The sequence below is a fragment of the Congregibacter brevis genome (genome assembly GCF_045689245.1).
Taxonomy (GTDB): domain Bacteria; phylum Pseudomonadota; class Gammaproteobacteria; order Pseudomonadales; family Halieaceae; genus Congregibacter; species Congregibacter brevis.
The window spans coordinates 59,272-83,162 of sequence record NZ_CP136865.1 but is presented as its reverse complement, the minus strand read 5'-3'; the positions used below and the strand labels follow the sequence as shown (position 1 = coordinate 83,162).

23 protein-coding genes are annotated in these 23,891 nt (G+C 53.4%); 10 read left to right on the top strand and 13 right to left on the bottom strand.

Annotated features, from left to right (window positions below):
* Nucleotides 1-28: 28 nt before the first annotated feature.
* Genes R0137_RS00365 through R0137_RS00350 form a run of 4 tightly spaced genes read right to left on the bottom strand, consistent with a single transcriptional unit; the run spans nucleotide 29 to nucleotide 3,887 of the window.
* A complete protein-coding gene (locus tag R0137_RS00365) occupies nucleotides 29-712 on the bottom strand; it encodes a response regulator (protein ID WP_407327729.1) in 684 nt (227 codons plus the stop codon).
* Nucleotides 709-2,265, bottom strand: coding sequence for an ATP-binding protein (locus R0137_RS00360; protein ID WP_407327728.1), 1,557 nt, complete (start codon nucleotides 2,263-2,265; stop codon nucleotides 709-711). Before R0137_RS00360 ends, R0137_RS00365 begins: the two co-directional genes overlap by 4 nt.
* A gap of 22 nt (nucleotides 2,266-2,287) precedes the next feature.
* Entirely contained in the window at nucleotides 2,288-2,872 is a 585-nt protein-coding gene (locus R0137_RS00355; protein WP_407327727.1) for a hypothetical protein, read from the bottom strand.
* A 22-nt stretch (nucleotides 2,873-2,894) separates the two neighbouring features.
* Complete coding sequence (locus R0137_RS00350; protein ID WP_407327726.1) at nucleotides 2,895-3,887, bottom strand: YHYH protein; 993 nt, start codon at nucleotides 3,885-3,887, stop codon at nucleotides 2,895-2,897.
* A 157-nt stretch (nucleotides 3,888-4,044) separates the two neighbouring features.
* Here R0137_RS00350 and R0137_RS00345 point away from each other — a divergent pair, with 157 nt between their 5' ends.
* Nucleotides 4,045-4,173 carry a hypothetical protein gene (locus R0137_RS00345; protein ID WP_407327725.1) on the top strand — a complete coding sequence of 43 codons (129 nt, stop codon included), beginning with the start codon at nucleotides 4,045-4,047 and terminating at the stop codon, nucleotides 4,171-4,173.
* A gap of 5 nt (nucleotides 4,174-4,178) precedes the next feature.
* Here the strand turns inward: R0137_RS00345 and R0137_RS00340 are convergent, their stop codons facing one another.
* Entirely contained in the window at nucleotides 4,179-5,087 is a 909-nt protein-coding gene (locus R0137_RS00340; RefSeq protein WP_407327724.1) for a hypothetical protein, read from the bottom strand.
* Nucleotides 5,088-5,303: 216 nt separating this feature from the next.
* On the opposite strand from R0137_RS00340, the gene R0137_RS00335 reads away from it, so the two are divergent.
* Complete coding sequence (locus tag R0137_RS00335; RefSeq protein WP_407327723.1) at nucleotides 5,304-5,666, top strand: rhodanese-like domain-containing protein; 363 nt, start codon at nucleotides 5,304-5,306, stop codon at nucleotides 5,664-5,666.
* Here the strand turns inward: R0137_RS00335 and R0137_RS00330 are convergent, their stop codons facing one another.
* Nucleotides 5,667-6,701 (bottom strand): metallophosphoesterase family protein, encoded by a 1,035-nt coding sequence (locus R0137_RS00330; protein ID WP_407327722.1) that lies wholly within the window; start codon nucleotides 6,699-6,701, stop codon nucleotides 5,667-5,669.
* Between the two features lie 227 nt (nucleotides 6,702-6,928).
* Between R0137_RS00330 and R0137_RS00325 the strand changes: the two genes are divergently transcribed.
* Nucleotides 6,929-7,390 (top strand): nuclear transport factor 2 family protein, encoded by a 462-nt coding sequence (locus R0137_RS00325; RefSeq protein ID WP_407327721.1) that lies wholly within the window; start codon nucleotides 6,929-6,931, stop codon nucleotides 7,388-7,390.
* On the top strand, nucleotides 7,387-7,983 hold the full coding sequence (locus tag R0137_RS00320) for a DUF998 domain-containing protein (RefSeq protein ID WP_407327720.1): 597 nt from the start codon (nucleotides 7,387-7,389) through the stop codon (nucleotides 7,981-7,983). The genes R0137_RS00325 and R0137_RS00320 overlap by 4 nt, the downstream gene beginning before the upstream one ends.
* Before the next feature lie 25 nt (nucleotides 7,984-8,008).
* On the opposite strand, the gene R0137_RS00315 is transcribed toward R0137_RS00320, so the two are convergent.
* Complete coding sequence (locus tag R0137_RS00315) at nucleotides 8,009-8,278, bottom strand: hypothetical protein (protein WP_407327719.1); 270 nt, start codon at nucleotides 8,276-8,278, stop codon at nucleotides 8,009-8,011.
* A gap of 70 nt (nucleotides 8,279-8,348) precedes the next feature.
* Here R0137_RS00315 and R0137_RS00310 point away from each other — a divergent pair, with 70 nt between their 5' ends.
* Entirely contained in the window at nucleotides 8,349-9,002 is a 654-nt protein-coding gene (locus R0137_RS00310; protein ID WP_407327718.1) for a glutathione S-transferase family protein, read from the top strand.
* Nucleotides 9,003-9,051: 49 nt separating this feature from the next.
* On the opposite strand, the gene R0137_RS00305 is transcribed toward R0137_RS00310, so the two are convergent.
* Nucleotides 9,052-10,119 carry a DUF2855 family protein gene (locus R0137_RS00305; protein ID WP_407327717.1) on the bottom strand — a complete coding sequence of 356 codons (1,068 nt, stop codon included), beginning with the start codon at nucleotides 10,117-10,119 and terminating at the stop codon, nucleotides 9,052-9,054.
* A 5-nt stretch (nucleotides 10,120-10,124) separates the two neighbouring features.
* Nucleotides 10,125-11,537, bottom strand: a complete 1,413-nt coding sequence (locus R0137_RS00300) for an NAD(P)/FAD-dependent oxidoreductase (RefSeq protein ID WP_407327716.1) — start codon at nucleotides 11,535-11,537, stop codon at nucleotides 10,125-10,127.
* A gap of 130 nt (nucleotides 11,538-11,667) precedes the next feature.
* Here R0137_RS00300 and R0137_RS00295 point away from each other — a divergent pair, with 130 nt between their 5' ends.
* Both R0137_RS00295 and R0137_RS00290 read left to right on the top strand, forming a co-directional pair.
* Entirely contained in the window at nucleotides 11,668-12,267 is a 600-nt protein-coding gene (locus R0137_RS00295; protein ID WP_407327715.1) for a TetR/AcrR family transcriptional regulator, read from the top strand.
* Nucleotides 12,268-12,520: 253 nt separating this feature from the next.
* Nucleotides 12,521-13,345, top strand: a complete 825-nt coding sequence (locus R0137_RS00290) for a hypothetical protein (protein ID WP_407327714.1) — start codon at nucleotides 12,521-12,523, stop codon at nucleotides 13,343-13,345.
* Here the strand turns inward: R0137_RS00290 and R0137_RS00285 are convergent.
* Complete coding sequence (locus R0137_RS00285) at nucleotides 13,316-13,921, bottom strand: TetR/AcrR family transcriptional regulator (RefSeq protein ID WP_407327713.1); 606 nt, start codon at nucleotides 13,919-13,921, stop codon at nucleotides 13,316-13,318. The two genes, R0137_RS00290 and R0137_RS00285, sit on opposite strands and share 30 nt — an antisense overlap.
* Before the next feature lie 139 nt (nucleotides 13,922-14,060).
* On the opposite strand from R0137_RS00285, the gene R0137_RS00280 reads away from it, so the two are divergent.
* On the top strand, nucleotides 14,061-15,200 hold the full coding sequence (locus tag R0137_RS00280; protein WP_407327712.1) for an aromatic ring-hydroxylating oxygenase subunit alpha: 1,140 nt from the start codon (nucleotides 14,061-14,063) through the stop codon (nucleotides 15,198-15,200).
* On the opposite strand, the gene R0137_RS00275 is transcribed toward R0137_RS00280, so the two are convergent.
* Nucleotides 15,193-17,373 (bottom strand): DUF5916 domain-containing protein, encoded by a 2,181-nt coding sequence (locus R0137_RS00275; protein WP_407327710.1) that lies wholly within the window; start codon nucleotides 17,371-17,373, stop codon nucleotides 15,193-15,195. The two genes, R0137_RS00280 and R0137_RS00275, sit on opposite strands and share 8 nt — an antisense overlap.
* 169 nt (nucleotides 17,374-17,542) lie before the next feature.
* On the opposite strand from R0137_RS00275, the gene R0137_RS00270 reads away from it, so the two are divergent.
* Nucleotides 17,543-18,709, top strand: a complete 1,167-nt coding sequence (locus tag R0137_RS00270) for an aromatic ring-hydroxylating oxygenase subunit alpha (RefSeq protein ID WP_407327709.1) — start codon at nucleotides 17,543-17,545, stop codon at nucleotides 18,707-18,709.
* A 115-nt stretch (nucleotides 18,710-18,824) separates the two neighbouring features.
* Complete coding sequence (locus tag R0137_RS00265) at nucleotides 18,825-20,669, top strand: putative bifunctional diguanylate cyclase/phosphodiesterase (RefSeq protein ID WP_407327707.1); 1,845 nt, start codon at nucleotides 18,825-18,827, stop codon at nucleotides 20,667-20,669.
* Here the strand turns inward: R0137_RS00265 and R0137_RS00260 are convergent.
* Nucleotides 20,666-22,828, bottom strand: coding sequence for an adenylyl cyclase (locus R0137_RS00260; protein ID WP_407327706.1), 2,163 nt, complete (start codon nucleotides 22,826-22,828; stop codon nucleotides 20,666-20,668). The two genes, R0137_RS00265 and R0137_RS00260, sit on opposite strands and share 4 nt — an antisense overlap.
* Before the next feature lie 106 nt (nucleotides 22,829-22,934).
* Nucleotides 22,935-23,864 carry a RimK family alpha-L-glutamate ligase gene (locus tag R0137_RS00255; RefSeq protein ID WP_407327705.1) on the bottom strand — a complete coding sequence of 310 codons (930 nt, stop codon included), beginning with the start codon at nucleotides 23,862-23,864 and terminating at the stop codon, nucleotides 22,935-22,937.
* Nucleotides 23,865-23,891: the final 27 nt, after the last annotated feature.

The following is a 23,891-nucleotide window of genomic DNA, read 5'->3' as shown; positions in this document are numbered from 1 at the left end:
CGTGGAGTTTTTGTGGAGTGCGCTGGGCTTAGTCTATTTTGTAGCCGACGCCATAGATGGAGTGAACCAAAACCCGATCTGCGCTGGGTTCGATCTTCTTGCGTAGATTTTTTATGTGCGTATCTATAGTTCTGTCGCTCACTACCCGCTCATCGGCGTAACAAATATCCATAAGCTGGTCTCGAGAGAAAACGCGGCCAGGACGTTCCATAAGGCCATGAAGCAACCTGAACTCTACCGGCGTTAGTTCGATACGTTGTTCTGACACGGTGCACTCGTACTTATCGATCTGCAATGTGACTTCGCGATAATGAACAATGTCGTCGGTTTGCGGAGCCGGTACCTGCTGCACACGGCGAAGAATGGTTCGTACCCGAGCCACGATTTCTCGGGGACTAAAGGGTTTGCAAACATAGTCATCGGCACCAATTTCAAGGCCAATCAAGCGGTCAATCTCATCAACTTTGGCTGTGAGCATCAAGATGGGGGTATTTGAAAACTGCCTCACTTCTCGGCAGATACTCAGGCCATCCTTTCCGGGAAGCATCAAATCAAGGATGACGAAATCCGGCACTTCTGATTTAACGGTCTCTACCGCGTCTGTTCCTTCGTGGAGTACCGACACAGTGAAATCATCACGCTCAAGATAATCAACGAGCAACTGCGCGATCTTGGGCTCGTCTTCGACAATAAGAATCTTGCCTGCACTCACAGTCGCTCCTCCTTGGATAGGGGTATCTCCAGCACAACGGACACGCCTCCCCGAGGAGATGGCACCGCGGTGATAGTGCCACTATGCGCAATAGCGATGTTGCGACAGATCGCTAGCCCGAGTCCTGCGCCGCCAGACCTGCGAGCGCGGGAAGAATCTTTTCGGTACAAGGGCTCAAACAGCTTTTCGCATTCGGCGCGGCTAGCCCCGGGTGCTGAATCATCAAAACGCACGACAGCTTGGGTGCCGCTTGCGGATAAGTGAATATCTATGGATCCGGGCGCGTCTGTGTAAGCAATGCTGTTTTCCAGGACATTGGTGAACAATTGCTCAAGTCGCCGAGTATCACCAAGTACAGGCAGATCTACCCGAGGCTTATTGGACACGCTAATGGTGAGTCCGCTATCCGTCACTCTTGCTTCAACGCCGCTCACTAAGCTCTCTATAAGGCCAGCCAACTTCATTGGCCGGAGCTCGTAACGTAATCCTCCCGCGTCTGACAACGACAGCTCGTACAGATCGTTGACCAGATATCGCAGCCGCTGCACTTCTTGGTCCAGGGACTCCAACTGGGTGGCATCAAAGCTACGTAAACCATCTTTGAGTGCTTCAATCTCGCCGGTCAGCACTGTCAGTGGCGTACGTAATTCATGGGATACATCTGCCAGTAAGCGGTTGCGCGCGGACTGCGCCTCTTCGAGCGTCGAAGCGAGGTGATCAATATCTCGGGTTAACTGTCCAAGCTCGTCTTTGCGTTGCTCTTGCATGCGGTTGCCGTAGTCGCCTGTAGACAGTTTGCCCACGCCACTAATCATGCGCTTCACTGGTGCGGACAGGCCTCGCGCCAAGACTAGCGAGACGACGAGTGCCAGCCCCAGACTTATGAGCCCGATGATCCAGCTGGTAGTGAGTTGCCGCTTTGAAAACCTAGTTTCCAGCGGGGCATCTATTTGGCGGCGTGGATCGCTTCTCAGTTCCCCAACCTTCAGACCGTTAGCAACCACAGGCACCCGGATAATAGAGGGGGAGGTGCTATCAATGGCGATACCGGCGATTTGTTCATCGTTTGCATCAAATAGCGCAGTGGGTGGTACAAAACTACTAACGGATTCGCTCGGCGGAACAATGGGGGCTCTTCGGGGACCGCCGACTTCACCGGGTGGTGGCCCACCTAGGCCGCCGGGCCCTGGTCCGACTGCCCGCCCTTGACGTCTATTCCCGGGGCGCGGAGGTGGCGGCCCATCGGTTTGGGCTTGACGCGCGCGGGGGCCGGGAGGGCTTAGCTGCGAGTTGGTTGCGCTGCTTTGGGCACGGGGGCGAAGAATGTTGCCAAGGTACGCGTCGGTAACGAAGTCCCATCGACCGTCAGAGTCTAGGTAATCACTCGCAAGCCGGGTCTGAATACGCTCTAGGCGTGTTTGTTCCAGCGCGTTGACGTAGTCCAGAAAGCCTTGCTGAAAACTCCATCGTGCCAATCCTAGTGTTGCAACCAGGACAATGAGAGTCAGGCCAATAAAGGCTGCGACGAGTTTTTGGACAATGGATAGGGACACGAGATCACTATAGCGGTCGCTCTTACGGCAGACTAGCGGTATGTTCCTGTTGCGCTACGACCGGTGAAAATAGCGGGCTATGCGGTGCTGTTGGCGTGAGCACTACAATGCCTTCCTGCCCCGTCTTAGGTCGCTTTGCCGTGATTTTCATGGTGTGTTCTTCAGGGCTGAGGCCAAACAGTGATAGCTCAAAACTCAGCGCATCTTGCGACTGTGGTGCTTCGAACTTACCCATGACAATTAGTTGAGAGAGATACACCTCGTCTTTGCTGTGCGGTCTTACGGGGATCAATCGCAAGTCTTTCAGTGCGACAGGGTTTTCATCTTGGTAGAGGGCTAAGCTGCTTTTTACTTGTGCGGTAATGTCATTTCGCCGGCTATTGAATTCAAAGAGTGACACTTCGTCATCGAAGTCCTGATCAAGATTTGGGAAAGCAGTTATGGGAACGGAAATCACCATATATACGCCATCATCAACGATGTTGAGCGTTCCATTTTGCGCCATCATCAGGTGAGCGCTTGCCGGTTTAACAAGCACTACTGTAAGCGTTAGAACCAAGAGCACGGCGGTGGTGAACGATCTACCGCGAAAGTTGATTGAATTCATCTTGTGATCCTCCAATGGGGTTTTAGAGAGAGCCTTTTACGCAACGCTGAAAGAAGGGATAGGTATCCGTTGCGTAGTAGTGGTAGATGCCTTCGGGAAACTCCGGCGTGACGCCCACTCGACCGTTGCATTCATCCAGATCCCCGGAGCCTTCGACGTACTCCCAGTCCTGACGGAACGCGCCTAAGGGATAGGTATCTACCGAGGGACGATTGCTACTGACTTCCGTTATGAACTGATAGCTTCCTTGCATGCTCTTTAGTTCCGAGCTGGCATCGTCTGCAACGCTGTATCCGTAGCGTGCATAAATAGGGAAGCCGTCAGCTGCCCAGCCAATCAAGGTCATTGTGGAGCTGTTGCCACCGCGTTTGCTGATAAAACCTTCGGGCATGCCATGATAGTGATAGGCACCTCCAGGCTGTACATGGGCGTTGTTGTCGTCGGTGCCAAAGTCGAAGCTTGATTGTCCCAGCGCCTCGATGCTCCAACTGCCGCTGGGATCACCGAGGCTGCACGCAGTACCGCTGTCATCGCATGAGCCGCCGGTCCCAGCGTCAATCTTTACGCCGTTGAGCACATATCCGGTTGTTCCCCGAGGGCCCCCGAGCTCGGAGGCGGTGCTCGTCTGAGTGGGCGTCAACGTATAGCTTGCGGAGACATCCTGCTCAGTGATCGTATTGGGGTTCGCAGCGTTGGGAAATGTTCCAATCTCATGATCGGGAATACCGTTAGCTGTGAGTGAGCGCGTGCTTTCGTTGCAGGTCCAGGTGGACACACTGGTGTAAGTGAGCGAAGGCTGCGTATTCAGGGTGGTGTCGTTGTAGTCGCAGAACACGGAGTCTGTAGATCCATTCGTTGAAGAGCCGGTATCGCCGCTGGTACTGCTACTACCCGTATCTGTGCCGGAGGTTGCTGTCTCTGTCGTGGTAACAGGGTCACTGGTACCGCCGGATCCACCACAGGCAACCAGTGTTGTCAGGACAGCGCTTAGCGCTAATCGATAAGTGAAGGTCATAGCTTTTCTCCCATACCCTTTGCTGGGGCATTAGGCAGGGGAAATGTGCAGGAACCGTGGAGTTAAAACGGGGAATCGTAGTAGTTGAAAGATCTATCTACGATCATTTTCAGATTGCAGTGATGCTGCCGCTCTATCTCTCGATGAAATTGCAGCAATGGCTGGCAAGGCCATGATTATGTCAGCAGCAGGTTTTCAAGCTTTGCAGGATGCCGCCAAGGCCAATCTAGCCGATTTAGAAGACCCGGAGTGGATTGACTGCTCGGCTATGCCGTCGGCTGTTTAGGGCGACTAGCGCCCGAACAGCTTGCCAAAGGCCTTGTCCAGGGCGCCGTCAACCTTCTCATCGGTTTCGGCGTCGATCTCTTGTTCGGCGCTGTCACCAAGGCGATCGCTTTGACGGTTCACCTTTTCACCGATAGCGCCCATGACACTGCCAAACAGACCCTTCTTTTTCTGCTCAGCCTCGCCGTCGCCAAGATCGTCACCGGCGCTATCTTCTGCACCCGCCTGCTGCGACATACTGCCCAGCATCGCGCCGATTCCCTGCAGATTGAGAGGCTCTGCGGGTAACTCAAAACGGGAGGGATCCACGCTATCGCTATCAATTTCAGTGACGGTCATATCCTGACCGTAGCGCAAAATACCCGAGTCGATGTCGCTCAACGCCTTCTGGATAGAGGCCGTGCTGTCTTCGGTTCCCTCGGAAGTTAACTGTGATGCAACACCGATCATGAGAAACAGCCCATCGCGAAATTCCAGCGCCCGGGGGTCATCAGAGAGCACCATCTCTTCGCTTTGCTCGTTGCCGTTTTCATCAACATAGTTGAGCTGGTAAACCTCTCCCTTGATGCCCGCGACCGTTTCGCTGCGGCCGGTCTTATCGAGAGAACCGATCTCGGAGTTGAACTGAGCGGGTACAGCGGTTGGCACCCCGGCTCCCATACCTTTCATAGCAGATCCTGCATCAATAACCAGGGTGCGACCGTCTTGTTGCATCACGGTGTAAATCGATCCATCTCGGACCAGAGCATAGCCGTCCTGCCCGGGGATGCTGATGCGCAAATACTTGTCGCTGTACTCAAAGGTCGAAGATTGACCGTCTTTAGATGCAACGGTTGCGGAGCCTGCCGTAGCATCAAAGGCCAGCAAAGGAGCGATACTCAGAATAAGAGAGACACATAGTTTGTTGGGATGCATAAGAACCTCTGTAGTGAATACCGCTGTATATGTTTTTTTAGGGACGAGTCTGGGAGTACCCGTAACGCGCCGTAACCGATCTTGATAATACGTGTTGGTTGTGCAAACGAAAACCGTGCAGCGGGCATAATTTTTGGAGAGCAGACATTATCACCATGTTCAGAAAGCCTATTGAACAGGGCATAATCAGCATCTTTCTAAGACGAGGTGAAGAAAGTGTTTAAGGCAATGGCAGTGGTGGTGTTGGGTCTTGTGTTGGCGGCTTGCGGAAACGCTGGAGATACGGGGCAGGCGGCCTTAACAGCTGTACAGGGCGGAGCGCTATTGGTCGATGTGCGGACCGCTGAGGAGTTTGCGTCGGGGCATTTACCTGGTGCGATCAACATTCCTCATGGTGAGATCGTTGCGGGCCTCGCGGCACTCAACACAGCTAAATCAACGGAAGTTGTGCTGTATTGCCGCAGTGGGAATCGATCCGGTATGGCCACGAGTAGCCTTGTGGAGGCCGGCTTCAGCAATGCCATGAACGCCGGTGCTTACACGGCGCTCAAACCCCTTTGGGATGCAGCTGGATCCTGATCAATCCTCAGGACAATCCTTCGAGTCCAGGCAAAGCGCATCTCCGTTGAGGGGGCGCTTGCCAGTTTTATCCAAAATTCCCGACATTTTCAGATTGGCAATATGAGCGCCGTCGGCGTCTACGGTCACCCAAACGATCTGGTCCATCGATAGACCGGCGTCTGGGAGAAAGACGCCTCCCGTGGTAGCCAGCCGAATATAGTCTCTGCCCTTGCGAGTTTTGTGTTGATAGCTATGCCGGTGGCCATGAAAAACCGTGTATTCCTGTTCCCCCAGGGCCTCTTCGATAGACTGCCAGCTAGCCATGTCATCGTTCGCCCATGGCGCTTTATGAACGAGAAGAAAGGTCCAGCGTACGTCCTTGTTCTTGGCGATCGCATCACGCATGTACTCGGCCTGCGCCGCCGATATCATTCCTGTTTCGTCCTCAGGAAGATTTGCATATTCGGTCTCGGCAAACGCATCCCAGCCTGAGGTCTTGGCGACCTCAATAGCATCGAGCCGGAGCTGCGCGATTTCATTGAGTCGTTTCTCAGAGTGGTCTTCAGTATCGAGTATCAGAAACAGGACGTCGCGGTAGCGCACGTGGTAGTAGCGCGGTCCATTGCGCTCCTCCCACGCCTTGCGCAGGACACCGTCCAAAAGATCGTGGTTACCACCGGTGTATAGCACGGGCGCTATCGCCTTGTTGGCACGATCATCGAAGGATTGCCACTGCGCATCTATTTCAGATCTGTCTGAACTGCCTTCGATCAAGTCACCTACGTTCACGATGAGTTCGGGGCGGAGCAAGTTCATTTGCTCAACCGCTACTTCGAAAACACCCTCGCGTTCTCCGCCGGTAAGATCCGAGAACACCGCAAAGCGAACGGTATCACTGTCATAGTTGGGGGTAGCCTGAGTCCACGGCTTTGGGCTACTTGCCACCCCATGATCGAACATCGGTGAGGGATCATCCAAAGTTGCGGTGCATGCGGAAAGCAGCAGCGCTGCTGCCGCGTAGGCCATCAGTTGTAATGACGTGACTTTACTCATTGGGCAGATCGCAATATCAGCTTAGACCGGATGAGTTTTAGCAAAAATCAGCAGGTAAATCTTCTTTGATTTAATCACACCAAATCTGCGCTCATGCCAAACACGAAGGTACGCCACCAGGCTTGCTGGTGGGCATTCATGGCTTTTGCTACGGTGGCCAGACTGCAGAAAGTCGAGTTTTAGTCAGCTGCGCCCCCGTCAACCACTATCAGGCTTGGAGTCGTGCCATGAACAAAAGATTTAGACAAATGCAGCATCCTCAAGCCGCATTGCTCTGTGTGCTATCCGCGGTCTTGCTGATTCTTAGTCAAAGTGTTCGAGCCGATGACATGTCCGCTGTGCGATCGACGGTGTTTGACTATTTTGAAGGGATTAACGAAGTCAGTTTTAGTCGTCTGCAGCGCGCCTTTAGCGAAACAGCGGAGTTAAAGAGCGTCAGCGAATCCGGCGAACTCGTTGCAGAGCCTATTGAGGCCGCAATAAATCGCTGGATGAAAGGCAAGCCTCAAGAGCGAGAAGGCAGGATTCTGTCCGTAGACCTCTCCGGTGATCCTATCGCGCGCGTAGTCTTTGACTTTGATGGTGCCTACGTAGATTTTCTAACTCTTGCGAAGCTAAGAGGTGAGTGGAAGATCATCGACAAGGTCTATATTCGATCACCTATCTCCTGCTGCGAAGCGAATAAATGATAAGCACGGCGAACTTACGCCGGTTTGTAGTCGCCGGAGTGCTGCTGATGTTCTGCGCTCATTTGATAGCCCTGGCGATGTCGGGGCAGGGCGCAATGGACACTCCCATTAGTCAGTTGAGCCGGTCTGCGGGTGCGGATGTGCATACGGCGGGTCTGCTGGTGCTTGCGGTGGTGCAGATCGCAGTGGCGGTCGTGCTGGCGCGATCCAACAACGGGTCCGGATTCTGGACAGTGGCCGGATGGTTAATGGTGTTTAACGGAGCATCTTTACTGTTTATCGCGTTCTATTTCCTGAACGCATCTGACGCGCAGCTTGTTGGAGCAGATGCGAATGATCCACTGGCAGTGCTTGCCAGTAGCGTCGGCGTGATTATGGGGTTGCTACAGCGCGACTTGGGCCGTAGGGCACCGCTCTGCGCTTGGATCAATGGCCTTTTGTTTGTGCTGTGGTTGGCCCTAATTCCCGTGATCCCATTCATCGACGGAAGCTGGCTTGGCGCTTACGAGCGAACGGTGGGAGCTATCTTGTTGCTTTGGTTAGCGATGCTGGCGTTGCTCTGTCCTGATTCGCCGCACATTCAAACTAGCTAGCGCCCGCGATGGAGGTAGAGTGCTCTTAGGATACCGCCCATCCCATCATAGCCACGGCAATGAATCCACTCACTATGGGCCCAACAATGCGACCGCGCCTTATCCCTCGCGCCGCCCCAAGCAGTAGTGCAATACCAATAACTAGCGCCGCCCAATCGAACATGCCATTGACACCAGCGCCTTTGCCAATCCCTGCAAAAAAATCGCTCAGCGTACTGGGAATGCCAGACAAAAATCCGCCCACTGCTTCGCCGCTTGATTGGGCGATTCCACCTGCTTCTGTTGCTTCGTCCATGTTGCTCACATCGCTAGAATTCAGAGATGTATGTTAGCGTTGTTCTTACCGATAAAGAGAGTCCTTGTATATGAAAATTCAGGCTTTAAAGCTTTTTCATTTTCCCGGAAGCCGCAGTGCCCGTGTCCGCTGGGCCTTGTTGGAGACTTACGGCGATGAGTTTGAATTGGCCACTATGAAGCTCCTGGAGGGCGAACAGTACGCCGCGGATTTTCTTGAGATGAATCCCAACCACGCGGTGCCGGTGCTACAGATCACCTGGGATGATGGTAGCGTGCAAAACATGCTGGAAAGCACTGCGATGGTGGAGTGGCTTGCGGATGCTTTTCCCGACAAACAGCTAGCTCCCGCTTCTGGATTGTCGCCCCAGCGGGCCGACTACCTGCAGATGCTGCAACTGGGCGGGAATTGGATGGACTCCATGCTGTGGCAGCTTCGCATGCACCGGGATCTGCTATCAGAGTCTGACTCTGACCAACGCACTATTGATCGGGCCATGGAGAAGATCAAGACAGAGGTAGAGCCACAGCTGCTCAGTCGTTTGTCAGCATTCGAGCACATCTGTGGCGACCAGTTCAGCGCGGCCGATATCGTAATCGGTCACAACGTAAACTGGGCGCGTGCTTACGGCATGTGCCAGGACGATACTTTCAAAGACTACGCATCGAGGCTTGCGGCTCGACCTGCCTTTCGGCAGGCGTTTGACGATGTTGTGCGTAAGTAGTCGCGGTAAGTCGTAGACCAGCCTCGATACACCGCTTATAAAGCCAATGTTACAGTTTGCAGATTAGTCCTTCGGCAGGATTCATGGCGCCAGCGCAAATGTCGGGATAGTGTTCGCTGAAGGCTTCTACACCACTCGCTTCCTGCACGGTTAACCACTCACCTGCCGCAGCAGCAGCGCCCATAACAAAATTCTGAGCATTTCTCGCGAACTCGCCCGGCTCCAAAGCCTTACTGCGATCGAGAATATAGCTTGGTGCAAAGAACCATTCGTGACGTTCTCTGCGACTGTCGAATTGCGCGTCGGCTTGATCCCAGTGAGTAAGGCCAACGCTTATGAAGTACGCAAGCTTGTCACCCAAATGGTCGCGGAGCGCCTGCGCCGTGCCCGCATTCCCCGCCATGTCCACGATAACTGTAGGCGTAGCAGAGACATCGCTCAGGTTTTTATAGTCAATCGCGCCGTCGTAGTAGCCCAGCTTGTTGACAAAGTCGACGTTGCCGGAGGAGGTCAATCCAACAACAGGTGGGGCGTTCGGATCGTCCGACAGCGCCTTGGCAAGTCCGATACTCGTTTTGCTGGACGCACTGATTAGTATTACCTGTTCCGCTCCGTAAAAGTTGTTCTCCTTTAATTGGTCCCAAAGACAATAAGAGGTGTTGTACAAAGGGCCTAACAAGGCCTGTAACTGTTCTGCTTGCACGGGACCACCGGCGCGTACGCGCTGATAGCGATTGTAGAGAGGGGGCAGCGATTGGCGATGCTCTGCACCATCAAACAGACTTTTGTCATCCACACGCACTGGCAGCATGACTAAGGAGTCGGCAGGGGGGAAGTACCCGTAGAGTCGCTCACCCACTGCTACCGCGTCGGATCGTGACTCCACGACGTTTGCAAAGCCCCAAACCGGGATGACTCCGAATTCTTCGCCATCGGCGACCGGGAAAAACTGCCAATAGCCGAGCGTGTAGCCTGCCGCAGCATAGGTCATGTTGTTGGCGGTGAATGCAAAGAAATCCACTGCGACGCGAATTTCGCCTTCGTTGAGCGCCGCGTCGTCGGTTTTGGCGACTCGGAATTCACTAAATGCATTTCTCTTCACTTCAAATCTTTGCATGGCGCTTAGGCCTCCTGTTGTTTGTATTCTTGATCAAGCTTCATCAGATTCATCACCGCGGCAACACCGTTGCTGCGCATGCGATTCAGTAACGCCATCTTCTCATCGTTTCCGTCGGCTCCTCTGGCCATTTGACTAAATCCGTCAAGTCGATTTTTCAAAATCCACTTTGATAAGTCGGAATCCTGAGACCAGTTGTACTGATTCGTGAGGGCGATCGCCGTAAAGTGTGCAAAGTCTGTATCGGCCTCCGGTGGAGGTACCACTGCGCAGAGACGGTTTTTCTCGTCGTCTCCTTCATAGTTCAGCTCGACGTGTGCGGCCAGCGCTGCACTGAAAACTGGCTGGTAAGAGCGCACCATCTGCGGGGTGATAACATTCTCTGCAAAGACGGGCACGTCATCAGGCAGATCATCGATGGGCCGCGCCGAGCAGTCTACAAACAGCGTGTTTTCGGCAACCGGTAGAGAACCTTTCTGGAAATCGATTTGGTCACGGCCCAAGTGAGTGATTCGTCCAAGACGCACGACGTCCTTGATGGTACGTAAGGCATCAAGCTCTGCCGCTGAGATTGTGGCACCGTGAAACATTTCCGGACGCTGGTTCGGGTCAATGCGGAGGAAGTAACCACAATTCTCCAGCTTATCGAAAAGATCTTCAAAAGAGTCAGCATTTGCTGCCGACTCCATCATGCCCGCTTGGGCGTTGAAAACATCGAAGAAAAACTCATCGGTTGGCTGGGTGTTGCGCCTGTTAAGAAGCCAGGCGTCGCGCGGACGGATCCACTGAATTTTATCGGGGTCACAGCCCATCTGAAGTAGCCACAGACAGGCATCAATACCCGTTTTTCCGCCGCCAACTACAACGTAACGATCAGGCTGGTCCGTCACTTTCGGAAGATCGTTGAGCGGCATAAAGCGCACCCCTTCGTCTATCGAGAAATTAGGCGTGTGTGTAGACGGGACTTTTGTTTTTAGGAAGGTTGCATCCACGATCTTCTTTTTGACGTTAACGTGGTATTCCTGGCCTCCAACTTTAGATACGAACTGCCCATTACCGGTGTAGTCGCACATGGGGAAATACTGTACGCGACCGGAAGGCAAAAACTGGTGCCGCATGACATCGTCAAAGTAGGCGCTAACTTCTGCGCCGCTAGCGAGCTCATTGAGTCCGTCGTTCAATCCCCCTTGTTCAAGGCGACCGCGGCTGAGCTCCCGAGAGGTGACCCCATAGAACTGTGATGGTTGATGAAGCTGCACGAACGGATAGGCCGCGTTCCAATGTCCGCCTGGTTTCGCGTAGCGATCTACGATGACGATCGTCGCGTCTGATTCGGTAAGGAGGATATCGGAGAAGGCCATTCCGACGGCGCCGGATCCGATGACTAGGTAATCGGCTTCTATTACTTTCTGTGACATTTTGGATGTCCTGCAGTTGTGACGTGCTATCGCTGATAGGCACTAAAATTCATGAAATATAACGTTGTTATGATTAAAGATAACGGTGTTATGGTATGCTGTCAAGCGTGTTCTATTGCAGGGCCTATGAGTGGCAAAAGTAGCAGGTAATAAAGAGCGGATATTGGTGGCGGCTTCGCAGACCCTTTTAGAAAAAGGTGTTGAGGGTCTCAGCGTGCGTGCCATAAGTACTAAAGCTGGACTATCCACCATCGCTATTTACAGTCACTTTCAAGGCAAGCAGGGCGTGCTTGATGCGCTGTATGTGGAAGGCTTTGAGCGGGTTCGGGACGCTATGGTTTCGGCGGATGACCACGATGATCCCTTGCAGTCTGTGCTTGCGGGCAGTGAGAAGTATCTACAATTTGCGCAGCACAACGAGGGGCACTACCGACTGATCTTCGGTGAGACCGGAAGCAGCTATGCGCCGTCAGACGAAGCGCTGGAGGCCTCGCAAAATGCGTTCAATGTTCTGGTGTCTGGAGTATCACGCCTGTTACCCGCAGATGCCACTCAGGCTTCACGGCAGCGCGCGGCATTAAGAGTTTGGGCGGTGCTTCATGGCTATGTGAGTCTTCGACACCACGTCATAGGCCCGGTTCTGGACTATGCGCAATGGCATAGAATGGCGATGGAGGCGGTGGGGCTGACCATCAAAGAAATTGCGAATACCTTAGGCAAGTCTGCTTAGCTGCCCTTGCCCGTGGGCGACGTGATCCGCGTCACACTTTCCTGTGGTTTCCCCGTCAGCATTTTTTACAGAAGATGTAACGCGCTTTAAAAGGGCATGTTTACGGCCTGGTGGATTTGCGATAGTCCCAATCAAATTTGTAGACGCCGTCACGTTTTTAGATTCCATACGCTACGTTTACCTGTGAGTGGCAAAAGTGCGCACGCTTCTTGCGATGCACTCCCCGACATTTTGATCGAGCGAGTAAAAGAAAGTGAAAACTGTGTGCGAAAAGAACAAGTTTAGGGTCCTGAAGCGTGGCATTGGGGCTGCCGCTATCGCGGGGTTGATGGGCTTTGCTGGCGCTGCGCAAGCAAATCCTATGACCGTTGATCTGAACTTTTCCGGTGGTGGTTTGTTTCCCGCTGGGTCAAAGGGCTCCCGCATCACCTACAACAATGGCGTAAATCCATCACTCAGTATGGGTGTGGCTGCTGGTATGTTCAGCGGCACAGCAAGTAATGGCGTCAACTTCGATGAGACATCTTTGTATCTCGACGAAGGCAATGTACTCGCTTATTGCGTTGATATCGTCAATCGTCTTTTGCGCAAAACGAATACCTATAACGTTAAGGAAGTTACTCCGGATCTGGTGGTAGATCCTCAAGGCGTGCGTCGAGACTTTGGCCGCACACTTCAATTCCTCGGCGCTGCAAACCATGTGGCCCGCACTCAGTTCAACATTTTTGAGGGTGAGAAAAATTGGCTTAACCCAAGTACTAATTGGATGTCTGCGGCAATTCAGGTAGGTATTTGGGAAAGTCTTTATGAGAAGGATTCTAGCGAACTTGATACTAGCGGTGGATGGTTTCAAGCGACCTCTATTGGTAACAAAGGCAATCAGTTTCTAGCGGACTCTTTCAAATTGATGGGAGGCTTGAAGCCACCGCCGGCAGTTGATGCGAAGCTTGTGAAGTGGCTTCAAATCGACGGAGGCCAAGATCTACTGGTAGACCCCGTCGACGTACCAGCACCCGCCCCACTAGCGCTTCTATTGGCCGGTCTGGCGTTAATGGTGCGTCTGCGCGCGAATCAGTAATCGCAGCTCTTCGGTGAACGCGCCTTTAATGGCGCGTGTTTCATTTCGTCCGTACATCCCCGTGAGTGTCGCTTCCGAGATCGCGAAGTAGCTCACGGCACCTATCAGTTGATAAAGCGCTGCAAAGACCTCCGTGTCTGACTTGTCAGCCCAAGCATCTAGTGAGCGTCCCATGGTGGTTAGCTGATCTAAAAAGTGGCGTAAGTGCCAGGTCTTCACGTCGGACTTTCTGTTGCCCACGTCCATCAGTTCTCTAACCAGCAGCTTTGTTCTTAGGCGCGCGCCATCAGATGAAAGATGCAAAGCCTCAAACACTTGCTCCAGCTGTGCCTCTGGCGTGGCCGCGCTGTTCAGGGCGGTGCTAATTACCCCTTCAAGCTCTTTGGCTATGACGGTAAGTACTTCGCCATAGAGCTTCTCCTTCGATGAAAAGTGGTGAAGAACCGCTTGCTTGGTGAGGCCTAGCTCCTGTGCGACTTGCGCCAGGCTCACGCCATGAAATCCTCTCTCGGCAAACAGTTTCGTGGCGATAGCCAGCGTTTTATCTCGGGTCGTTAAGGTGTCTTTTGCGCCCATGGGTTGCTGATCTCCATTTTCCGTCGCCGCACTAAGCTCTATTAAAGTCGGTCATTGTGAAGCGTTGACACTTACCGATTGGTAAGTACAATGCTTACCATACGGTAAGTAACTGCTGATGGTCAAGGAGTATCAGGCGATGAACCGACAAGAAGAGCTGAAGCTCACCGAAGAAGTGCTTGAACTCAAAAGTGCCAAGTCTGCATTCCTTGGAGATGGAGTGGAGAGGCTGAGTTACGACAACTACCGCAGCGAAGAGCGCTTCCGAAACGAGCTGGACAAGGTGTTTCGACAACTACCTCATGCAATTGCCCACGGTAGTGCGCTCGAAGGTCCTGATACTTTCTTACGCGCGAGTCACGCGGGCGTCCCGCTGCTAATCACCCGTGATTCTGACGGTGTGCCCCATGCCTTCGTGAATACCTGTCGTCATCGTGGAATGCAATTAGTGGCAGAACAGAGCGGCTGCGCAAAGCGCTTTACTTGCCCTTATCACGCTTGGTCCTATGGGACTGATGGCGGCTTTCTGACAGCGCCGCACTTTGATCAGGGTTTTGGTGAACTCGATAAAGCTGAACTCGGTCTTAAGTCAGTAAGCTGCGTGGAGCGTTTTGGATTCATCTGGATCACGCTTGATGCGAGTAGTCGGGATCACGTAGATGATTTGTTTGCGCCTATTGCCGAGGACTTTGAGTCCCTGAGAATCGAAGGGCTGCGGGTCGCCCATGAGACCGTGGTGCAGGTCGAGGCAAACTGGAAACTCCTTGTCGAGGGAGGATTAGAGGCTTACCACTTTAAGGTGGCTCACAAAGATACGATTGGGCCTTACTTCGAAAACAATCTGTCGACGTTTCAGGTTTTTGGAGACCACATAAGATCTGTGCTGCCGCGCGCGACTCTCGCAGACTCAGACGTTCAGGACGACAGTTTTCGACTATTGGATCATGCAAACATCTTGTACGTGCTGTTCCCCACCACCCAATTGCTTGTCCAACAAGACCATATTGTTTGGACTCAAACAAATCCAATAAGCCCGGGCCTAACCGAGTCGAGAATGGTAACGCTCGTGCCGGCGGAGGATCTAGAGGGCGAAAAAGCCCAAGGGTATTGGGCAAAAAATCACCACATCACCTGCACCACATTAGGAGAGGATTCTTCGGTTGCCGAAGGTATTCAGCGCTCCATAAATGCCGGCTTCGATCAGACCATGATCCTGGGTCGTTTTGAAAGTGCGCTGGGCGCTTTTAACGATACCGTGACGCGACGTCTCGCTAGTTGAGTACGTCGAATAAGTAGTTGTACTTGATGACAAACTGCCGGTCAGCCGGCAGCGCCCCGGGTAATTGCTCATCAAACTCGTTGTAAACCACGTAGAGGCCCGAGCTTGCTGTACGTAGTAGCGAGAACCGCAGGTTTGTGGAAAGGGTTTCGTTGGCATCGTTGTATTGGATGACAGCCTGCAGCAACATCTTTGGTGAGAACGAGTAAGACAGGCGAAGGCGTGTCAACGCGACGGAAAAATCCCCGCCGGGTACTGGTAGATCAAAATCTGTGTACTGGACTGACAACTCGGAGCTAAAGGTCTCGCCGATACGAAAGGCTACGCTCGGGGTTAGCCGCAAACGATCACCCCCAAACTTGTCTCCAGAATTGATTCTGGTCTGAAAACTCAGTGGTTGCGATAAGTCGGTGTTGAAAGAAATCTGAGTCTCTGGACCAGAATAGGTTCCCGCGGGAATAACGACGCCATCGATGATCTCGAAGTCTTCCTGCAGTCCATCTTTTACATAGTTGACGCCCGTATCGATGCGATAACCATTCCGAAACTCCCAGTGGGTATCCAGATGCTGGAACCCCGTTTCCTGGAACCCTTCCAGGTCCCAGTAGTTACGCACGGAATAGTGAGGGCGTACTTCCAGAAGACCGAGAAAATTCTCCGGCCGAAAGCGGCGCATGATGAACGCATCTGCGCGCTTGTAGTCGTCCCGTCGTAAGAAACCTACCTCTGGGTTGAAGTCTTCTCGTACTTCCGAGTACGCAAGGCGCGATGACCATTTGGCCGAGTCAAAGTTGGCTTTTACCGCAAAGGCGTGATCGTCACCGTCCAGCCCCGGGGTTTCAGTTTTCGCCGCCCAAGCAGAGAGCAAGAGGTTATCGCCGATACCGATGCGGCCGTCGACGGCGTAGGCATCATTCTCATCAGCTGTGCCATCGGCCTTCAAGCTACCGTCGCCGCGTCTTTGAACCACCATGGCGCCAATCGCCGAACGATTGGGGAGCTCTTCGTTAATGCGTGCTACGAGAAAGTCATTCTGCGGCGCGACTCCAGAAAGTCCTTCGTCGCTCATATAGAGAAGGCCGACGTTGGTGCTGTTACCCAGTTTTCCGGACAGGCGCATGCCGCCTTCGATGGGGATAGGCGCGCCGTCAATAATGCCAATGCGCCGGGAGAAAAACAGCTCGACTTCCTCCGGGTCGCCAACCGTAAACTGTTCGGCATTCTCCAAAAAGAAGGGGCGCTTCTCCGGGAGGAACACGCTAAACCGGTCTAGGTTGATAACAACATCGTCGACCTCGACCTGAGCAAAGTCTGTGTTGTAGGTCGCATCCAGGGTGAGACTGGGTGTTATGGAGTACTTGATGTCTACTCCAGCTTCTTCCTCAGTGGAGCTACCTTCCAAGGCTCCACCCTTGCGAGCGCTGCCCAGGATATACGGCGTGATCTGTAGGTTTCGCGACGGTGGCGCGGAGATCCCCTGCACTGTGCCAGCCTCAGATACTCGACTAAGACTTCTTTGGCGGTCCAATGGCGCCCAAAAAGATATTTCGTTGTTGCGTCTGATATTGCGTTGAAAGTTCATTCCCCATCCCGCGTCTGGGTCACCTCCGTAACGCAGGGTGGTGAAAGGGATCTCAAATTCGGCGCTCCAGCCCAGTGCTGTTATTGCCGCCTCGACACGCCAGCTTCCGTCCCAATCCAGATTGACGTCACCTTCTTTTACTACCTGTCCGTCGTACTCTATCCCTGCAGGGTTAGTTCCAAAGACGTAACCATTCTGGCGATCACCCAGTCCGTCGATGATCACCTGAAACCCGTCGGTCTGTTCGAGGGACGAGTCTCGTCGACTGTCGGTGACAAGAATAGCGCCGGGGGCTTCATCGAAGGCTAAGACTGCGATGTAGAGGGCGTCCTCGGTATAGGCTACGCGAACTTCTGTGCGTTGACTGGCTGCTCGTCCTTCGTCGGGCTGTATTTGAACAAACCCCGAAATGGGGGGAACGTCACGCCACATTGGATCGTCGTAGACGAGACCATCAATCTTGGGGGATTCAGAGAGACCAGCCGCTTGACCCACAGGCCGGGGAAGAGATTCGGACGCAGACGTGTTGCCTGCGTAGGTGATCACAGGCAGCAAAAGTGCAGAGAGGATCTTGCGGGTCAACTGTGACATAGCACCTGCGGCGTCCTTTTTTCTTGCTAGTGTAACCCAGCGTATAGGGCGACTCGCGCTTATCAAGCGATGACCCTGCAATTTCACAAAGCGCGATCTTGTGTTGCATTCACCTGCGCGCTATTGAGAATATGATTAAAACAACAAAGTACACGCCGAAGCATTTCCCATGAGTGCACCCCAACACCCAAAGGTTTTACTTGAGAGACTGGTTGAGCGTCATGCTGGCGAGCGCGAAGGGCCGTCCTCCTGCGGGCGACGGGTGCCGGTCGCTCACTACACCGATGAACACAGGTTCGCACAGGAAAGAGACGCTCTGTTTCGCGGTTTGCCGCAGATAGTTGCGCACGGTACTCAGATTGCTTCCCCGGGCGATGTTATTGCCTATGACTGGTTAGGCCTGCCTCTGCTGACAATGCGTGATCAAAATGGCGAGGTAGGTACCTTTATGAATGTCTGCCGCCACCGCGGCATGCGTTTGCTAAAAGACCAGGGCAGTTATCAATTGAAGTCCTTGATCTGTCCTTACCACACCTGGACTTATGGACTAGATGGAAAACTGCGTAATGTTCCTCGTATCGAAAGCTTCTCTGACTTGAATACCGAAGAGCACGGATTGATTTCGCTCCCCACCGAGGAGCGCCATGGTTTGATCTGGGTGCAGGCGGCAGTCAATACAAGCATGGATCTGGACACCCATCTCGCAGGGCTGGGCAGTGATCTCAGTTTGTTCGGTTTCGATGACGCTCACTTTTTCAGGCAAAGCATCAAGCGGGTGCCATGCAACTGGAAGCTCATCCAGGATGCGTTCTTGGATGGGTATCACGTTGTGCGTCTGCACAAGAACACGGTCGGCGGATTTTTTCCTGATGCCATGGCTGAGTCTGATCATGTTGGGCGGCATATTCGTAACGCCGTGGCGCGTAAGGAAATCAAAGAGACAAGCGATCCCAATCATGAAGAGCTGGATCTGCGGCGTCATGCGACGTTCTCTTACACCTTGTTCCCCAACTCAGTACTCATCATGCACCCCGACTACAACAGCATCATTAGTTTGTTCCCCCAGAGCGCGGACGAAACTATTTTCGTACACAGTATGCTCTTACCCTCGGCGGTTGAGAGTGATGCAGAGCGCGATCACTATGACCGGTCTTTTTCACTGATTGACGAAGGCGTGTTTGAAGCCGAAGATTTGCACGTTTGTATAGAAGCTCAACGGGGATTTGCGAGCGGCGCCAATGATTCTCTGTTGTTTGGTGGTTTAGAATCAGCTGCAGCGGAGTTTCATGGGTTGATCGCAGATGCCCTCCCTTCGGAGACTTTGGCGCAAGTTTAAATTGATTTTGGTACACAGCTGGTAACTCAGGGATAGAGCCTGAATAAGTAGAGTGCACGTTCGTGATTGCGGGCACCATTTGACTGGATACTTACTGGCAAGAGACTTTAGATCAATGTTTCCAAACGCTACAGCCGACAAGGATTCTCTTCAGGGGTTGCATGACCGACTGCGTGTGTCGGCATTTAGCATTGGTGTCATGGGCTTCGTGGTTAACGCGATTGCCTATCTGTCGATTGTCCTGCTGGGCGATGTTACGGCGCTGATTACTCTCGAGGTGGGCTCCTATGCGGTGGTGCTGGGACTCATTGCTTTTTGTGCGTATCGAGATGTTTACGTGCAGCGGGTTCTTTTCGGCGGTCTAGTGGCGATCTACATTACGTTCTGGCTCACAGCCTTCGCCTACGCCTATCGACAAGAAACCATGTTGCTGTCCCTGCCTTTGGTGGTTTTTGTCCCTCTTTTAGTGACCATGGTTTTACCTCATAAACTATTGCTGGGTCTCATTCCGTTTCAGTTTTTCGCCATGCACGTTTATGTATCGGAGTTTGGCCTCGCGGATATGGGTGTTACCTGGTCCGACCCACAGCAGTTTGCTTTCAGCTTGGGTCTGGCAGGTTTTTCGAGCGTTTGTTTCCTGGCTTTTGCAGTGCTCGCGATTGCGCGTACAGATACCGATGTGAAATTGGTGGACCTTATGGGCGACAAGGAACACATGGCGTCCGTAGACTCTTTGACGGAGCTGCTCAATCGTCGCGCCTTTCTAAATAGGTTGGAGGATCATTGGCCACCATCTCAGGGATTCGCAATCGCGTTTTTAGACCTTGATCACTTTAAGCCTTTGAACGACCAGTACGGTCACCAGATGGGCGACTATGTGCTTGGCGAGGTGGCTAACAGGTTGAGGGAGGTTCCCAGCACCTTGGCCACCGCCCGTTTGGGGGGAGACGAATTTGCTGTTTGTTGTATCGACCCCGGACGGCAAAAGCCGGCCGAGGAGGCTGCAGCCGAGCTGCACAGTCGCCTTGTTGTAGACCTTCAGACCGACATTGGGCCTATTTCAATGGGTGTTTCTCTTGGTTTTGCGGTTTACGACGAGAGCTATGAGTCGCTCAGCATGTTGTTAAGAGCTGCCGATGCCGCCATGCGCCGTGCCAAGTCTACGAAGTCCGGTTGGGCTACTTTTGACCACGAAATTGACAGTGCCGCTTTGGCGACGTCGTCTATCGAGTTCGAACTCAAGGCAGCGCTTCGCAGTGGCAACATCCGCGCAGCCGTGCAGCCCATCGCGCTTACTTCTGACATGAACGTCACGGAATACGAGTTGCTCGCCCGTTGGGTTAACAGTGGCTTGGAGCAAGACCCGGGTCCTGCGCAGTTTATTCCTATAGCAGAGAAGCAAGGGCTCCTTAACGAGATGCTGTGGGTAACCTTGTCTGAGGCCTTGGACGAGTTGAATTTCGAGCGTCATCGACTCGCGATCAATGTATCTCCCGCTCAACTGTCTGCCAGCGATTTTGTGGATAAGCTGCTTGAAGTGCTTGAAGCACACGCGGTGAGTCCCGGCTCAATCACTCTGGAAGTGACAGAGGAGGTAGTGTTTAGAAACTTAGACAGAAACGTAGAGGTGCTCAACCGGGCGAGAGAGGCTGGTATGGCCATTGCTCTTGATGATTTTGGATCCGGCTATTCGTCGTTATCGATGCTCGGTGCTCTCCCTCTGGATAAACTGAAGATTGATCAAACGCTTATTCGTAAAGCCCAAGAGGATCGGCGAAGCGCCAATATTCTGAACGCGGCAATCACTCTGGCGCAGCAGCTTGAGCTAATTGCCTGTGTGGAGGGAGTAGAGACCCAGGAGGCTTTGGATCAGGTTGTAGCGATGGGTGCTGATCAGGTGCAGGGGTACTTTATTGGTAGGCCGAGCCTGATCCAGACCCTCACAGGTAGCGACGTTTAATACTGGCTGTAAAAATCCAAAGTGAGTGGCGGGTAACCCAAGATTTCCCGTTCTTCGTTAACTCGTTTGAGATTTGCTTCGCGCAGCTGCCAAAAACGCGCCTCGTCGCGAAGGGACTCGTAGGCTCGAGAGGCAAATTCGAAGATATCCAATATTGTCCTTTTTTCGAAGGCCGACGCTAAGAAATCAAGGGCTTTTACACGGTCCCCCGAGATCGCCCAATACGCAGCTTCACTCAGGTCTCGATCTGCCGACATGTCGCCGCCAGCCCGAAAAATATCGATAGCAAAGCGCATGCGTCGCATGGCTTCTTCGTACATTGACTGGTTGCCTGTGTTGCGAAGAGCAACGGCTAATTCCAGATAGGGTGGGGGATCTGCGTTGACGCCCGGGCGTAGGCGGGTTGCATAGTCCTCTAGGCTGCCTCGGTACTCGGTCTCAAAGTAATCGACCAAGCGTTGGTCTTTTTCCGTCTCGAATAGCACCCCTATGTACACAGAGTGTGCGCCCATGTAATCGGGCGCTTCTTCGATTGCAGTTGCGGCCAAGTCGATCGCTCCTTGCTCATCTCGCCTTTGAAAGCGTACCCAAGGTTCAAACACGGGTAGTGTTTTGGCGTTCCCCTTGTACTCATCGAGAATTCCAAGATTTGCATAGGAGCCGCGGAGGTTTGCGTTATCTAGACTGTTGATAGAGAGCTCAGGGACTGTCTCCCGTAGCAGAATAGATTCGGCGACTTTTCCGTCGAGCAGCGCTAGCATTTCAGCTTCCGTCACGGTCTTCTCGACTGTGTCTCTTGTGTTCGCTATGTAGCGTTCACCGATGCTGCGCGCTTGCTCCCGATCGCCGATATCGATGCTGTACAGAATCGCGTTATTGACTCCAGGCCGATACAAAGGGTCGATGTCGGTTAAGGCTTGCAGTTGTGCGGCTACATCCCGTAAACGACCATCGTTCGCCAGTGCAAGTGCCAGCCAGTTGCGCGCATCAAGGGAGTTGGGGTTAAGCTCAATGGCTCGCCGCAGACTGGTAATAGCAAAGTCAGCGCGACCGGAGTCCGAATTGATCAATCCCTGAACCGCGTAGGCGTCCGACAGTTCGGAATCAAGTTCCAAAGCTTTATCCACATCGACTTGAGCCCGCTGCAGTGTCTCTCCCCCCGGCAAGGTGCCGTAGGAGCCGGGTCTGTCAGAGAGCAGCGTGAGTACTTTGGCACGGGAGGCATAAGCCGGTGCGTAAGCAGGATCAATCTCAATGGCCTTGTTCAGCAGACCGAGTGCTCTTTCCATGTTCTTTGGATCGCGCGTAAAAATCAGGTCTCGCGCCTCCAGGAACAAGCCGTAAGCCGTGACGTCGGTGCGCTGCACCGGAGCGAGTTGCGGCGCTTCCTCGACGCTCAGCTGTGCCTTCATAGCGACCAGAATTTCCGCGGCAATATCATCTTGCACCGCAAAAATATCGTTCAGGTCGCCATCGTAGGTCTCGGACCAAAGATGGAATCCGTCACTGACTTGAATCAGCTGGGCAGTCACGCGGACCTTATCGCGTTGAGAGCGTACCGAGCCCTCCAGAATATGGGCAACGTCCAGCACTCGACCAATCTCGCGAAGATCTTCGTTGCGGCCTTTAAAGGCGAAAGACGAGGTTCGGCCCGCCACCTTCATGCCGTTAACCTTGGCGAGAACGTTTAACAGCTCTTCAGAAATGCCGTCGGCAAAGTACTCCTGATCGCCCCCTGGGGAGAGATCGGCAAAGGGCAACACCGCGATGGAGGCTTCGGCTACCGCGTCGTTGGCGATACCCGGTAAGCGATCCGAATTGCGCAGCCCGGGTACAATCATCGCTCCGGCAAAAAGTACCAGCGCCAGCACCAGTACTATATCCAGCTTACTGCCGGTCTTTGCGGCGATGCTTTCGTCGGCATCTACTGCCGAAGTACGTTTGATGCCATCGGCGGTGAGTTCAAAAGCCCAGGCAAAGATCAGTGCAATAGGAAAGCCGATCGCGAGCAGCGATACCACCAGTCCATCAAACCATTCGGGTAAGCCGACGGCCTCTTCGAGAGAAGCGCTGACCTGAACAAGTAGCCAGCCGACCACGGCATAAACGCCCGCAACGCGGAAGACATTTCGCCGTTTTAGCTCGCCTAGCAGACTCAAGGTTTTAGCCCAAAAATAATGCAGGTGTGAAAGATAGCGCAAGCAGCGACGCGGTACTACTTTATCTACCCGCCTGCCCGAGCTTTAGATGCTGCTCCGAACCTTCCTACTTAGCTGTTGCCGCTAATTCGGACTGTAAGAGCTGCGCAATTGCCCGCATACCAAATTTGCCCGCTCTGTGCTCAGCGCGCGGGTTGTAGTTGGTGTTTGTATTGATGTCGTAGGTATAGCGCTTTCCGTCCGCCGAGATGATGTTCTCGATGCCGGCTACGTGGATATCGTTTGCGATGAGCATGCGGCGATAGTCGTCGATAATCGGGTCATCAAAATCTTCGATGATTTCGAACTTGGCAGCAGAAGTCGCCGGGCACACGGTAGCGTCTTCATCCTGGCATTCGTCGGCCGGGCATAAAAGGAAGCCGTCGGAGGTATCTACGCGCACGGCGTACACAAACTCCTGGCCCACAAACTCACAGCGGGTGATAAATGGCTCGGGCGCCGCGATGTATTGCTGTATCAGCGTGATGCCATCGATGGGTACCTCAAAGGAGTCGCTGGCGACGTACTGCTCAAGTTCCTCTACCGACTGGAACAGCCGCACTCCCAGGCCCTTACCCGCGCGATTGTGTTTGGTAATGAAGGGGGCGCCCATTTCCGCGGCGGCTTTACCAAGGCCTGACTTACCAACTACGGCAATGGTTCGTGGCGTAAGGATTCTCTGGGCCTCCAGCGCTGCGTATTGAGCGACTTTGCTCACTTCCAACTGCAGTGCGCGACCAGGGTTAAGCACGCGTCGCCCGTGACACTCCAGCCAGGCAATAACGGCTGCTGCGTATTCTGGTGCGTAGCGATGATCTCGCGTATGAGAAGAGGCGCTCATGCGATTATAGAAAACCCCCGGCGGTGGGGCCTTTGACAAGTCCAAGCTGCCCTCGTCAAGAAACCATTCTTCATGGGGCACGCCGAGGGTCTCCAGAGCTTCCAGTAGTGGCGCACTCCACTCGCGATTTTCGTGGATGATGTGGGCTTTGTGCATAGCGTTGCCTTGTACTCGGGGTTACCG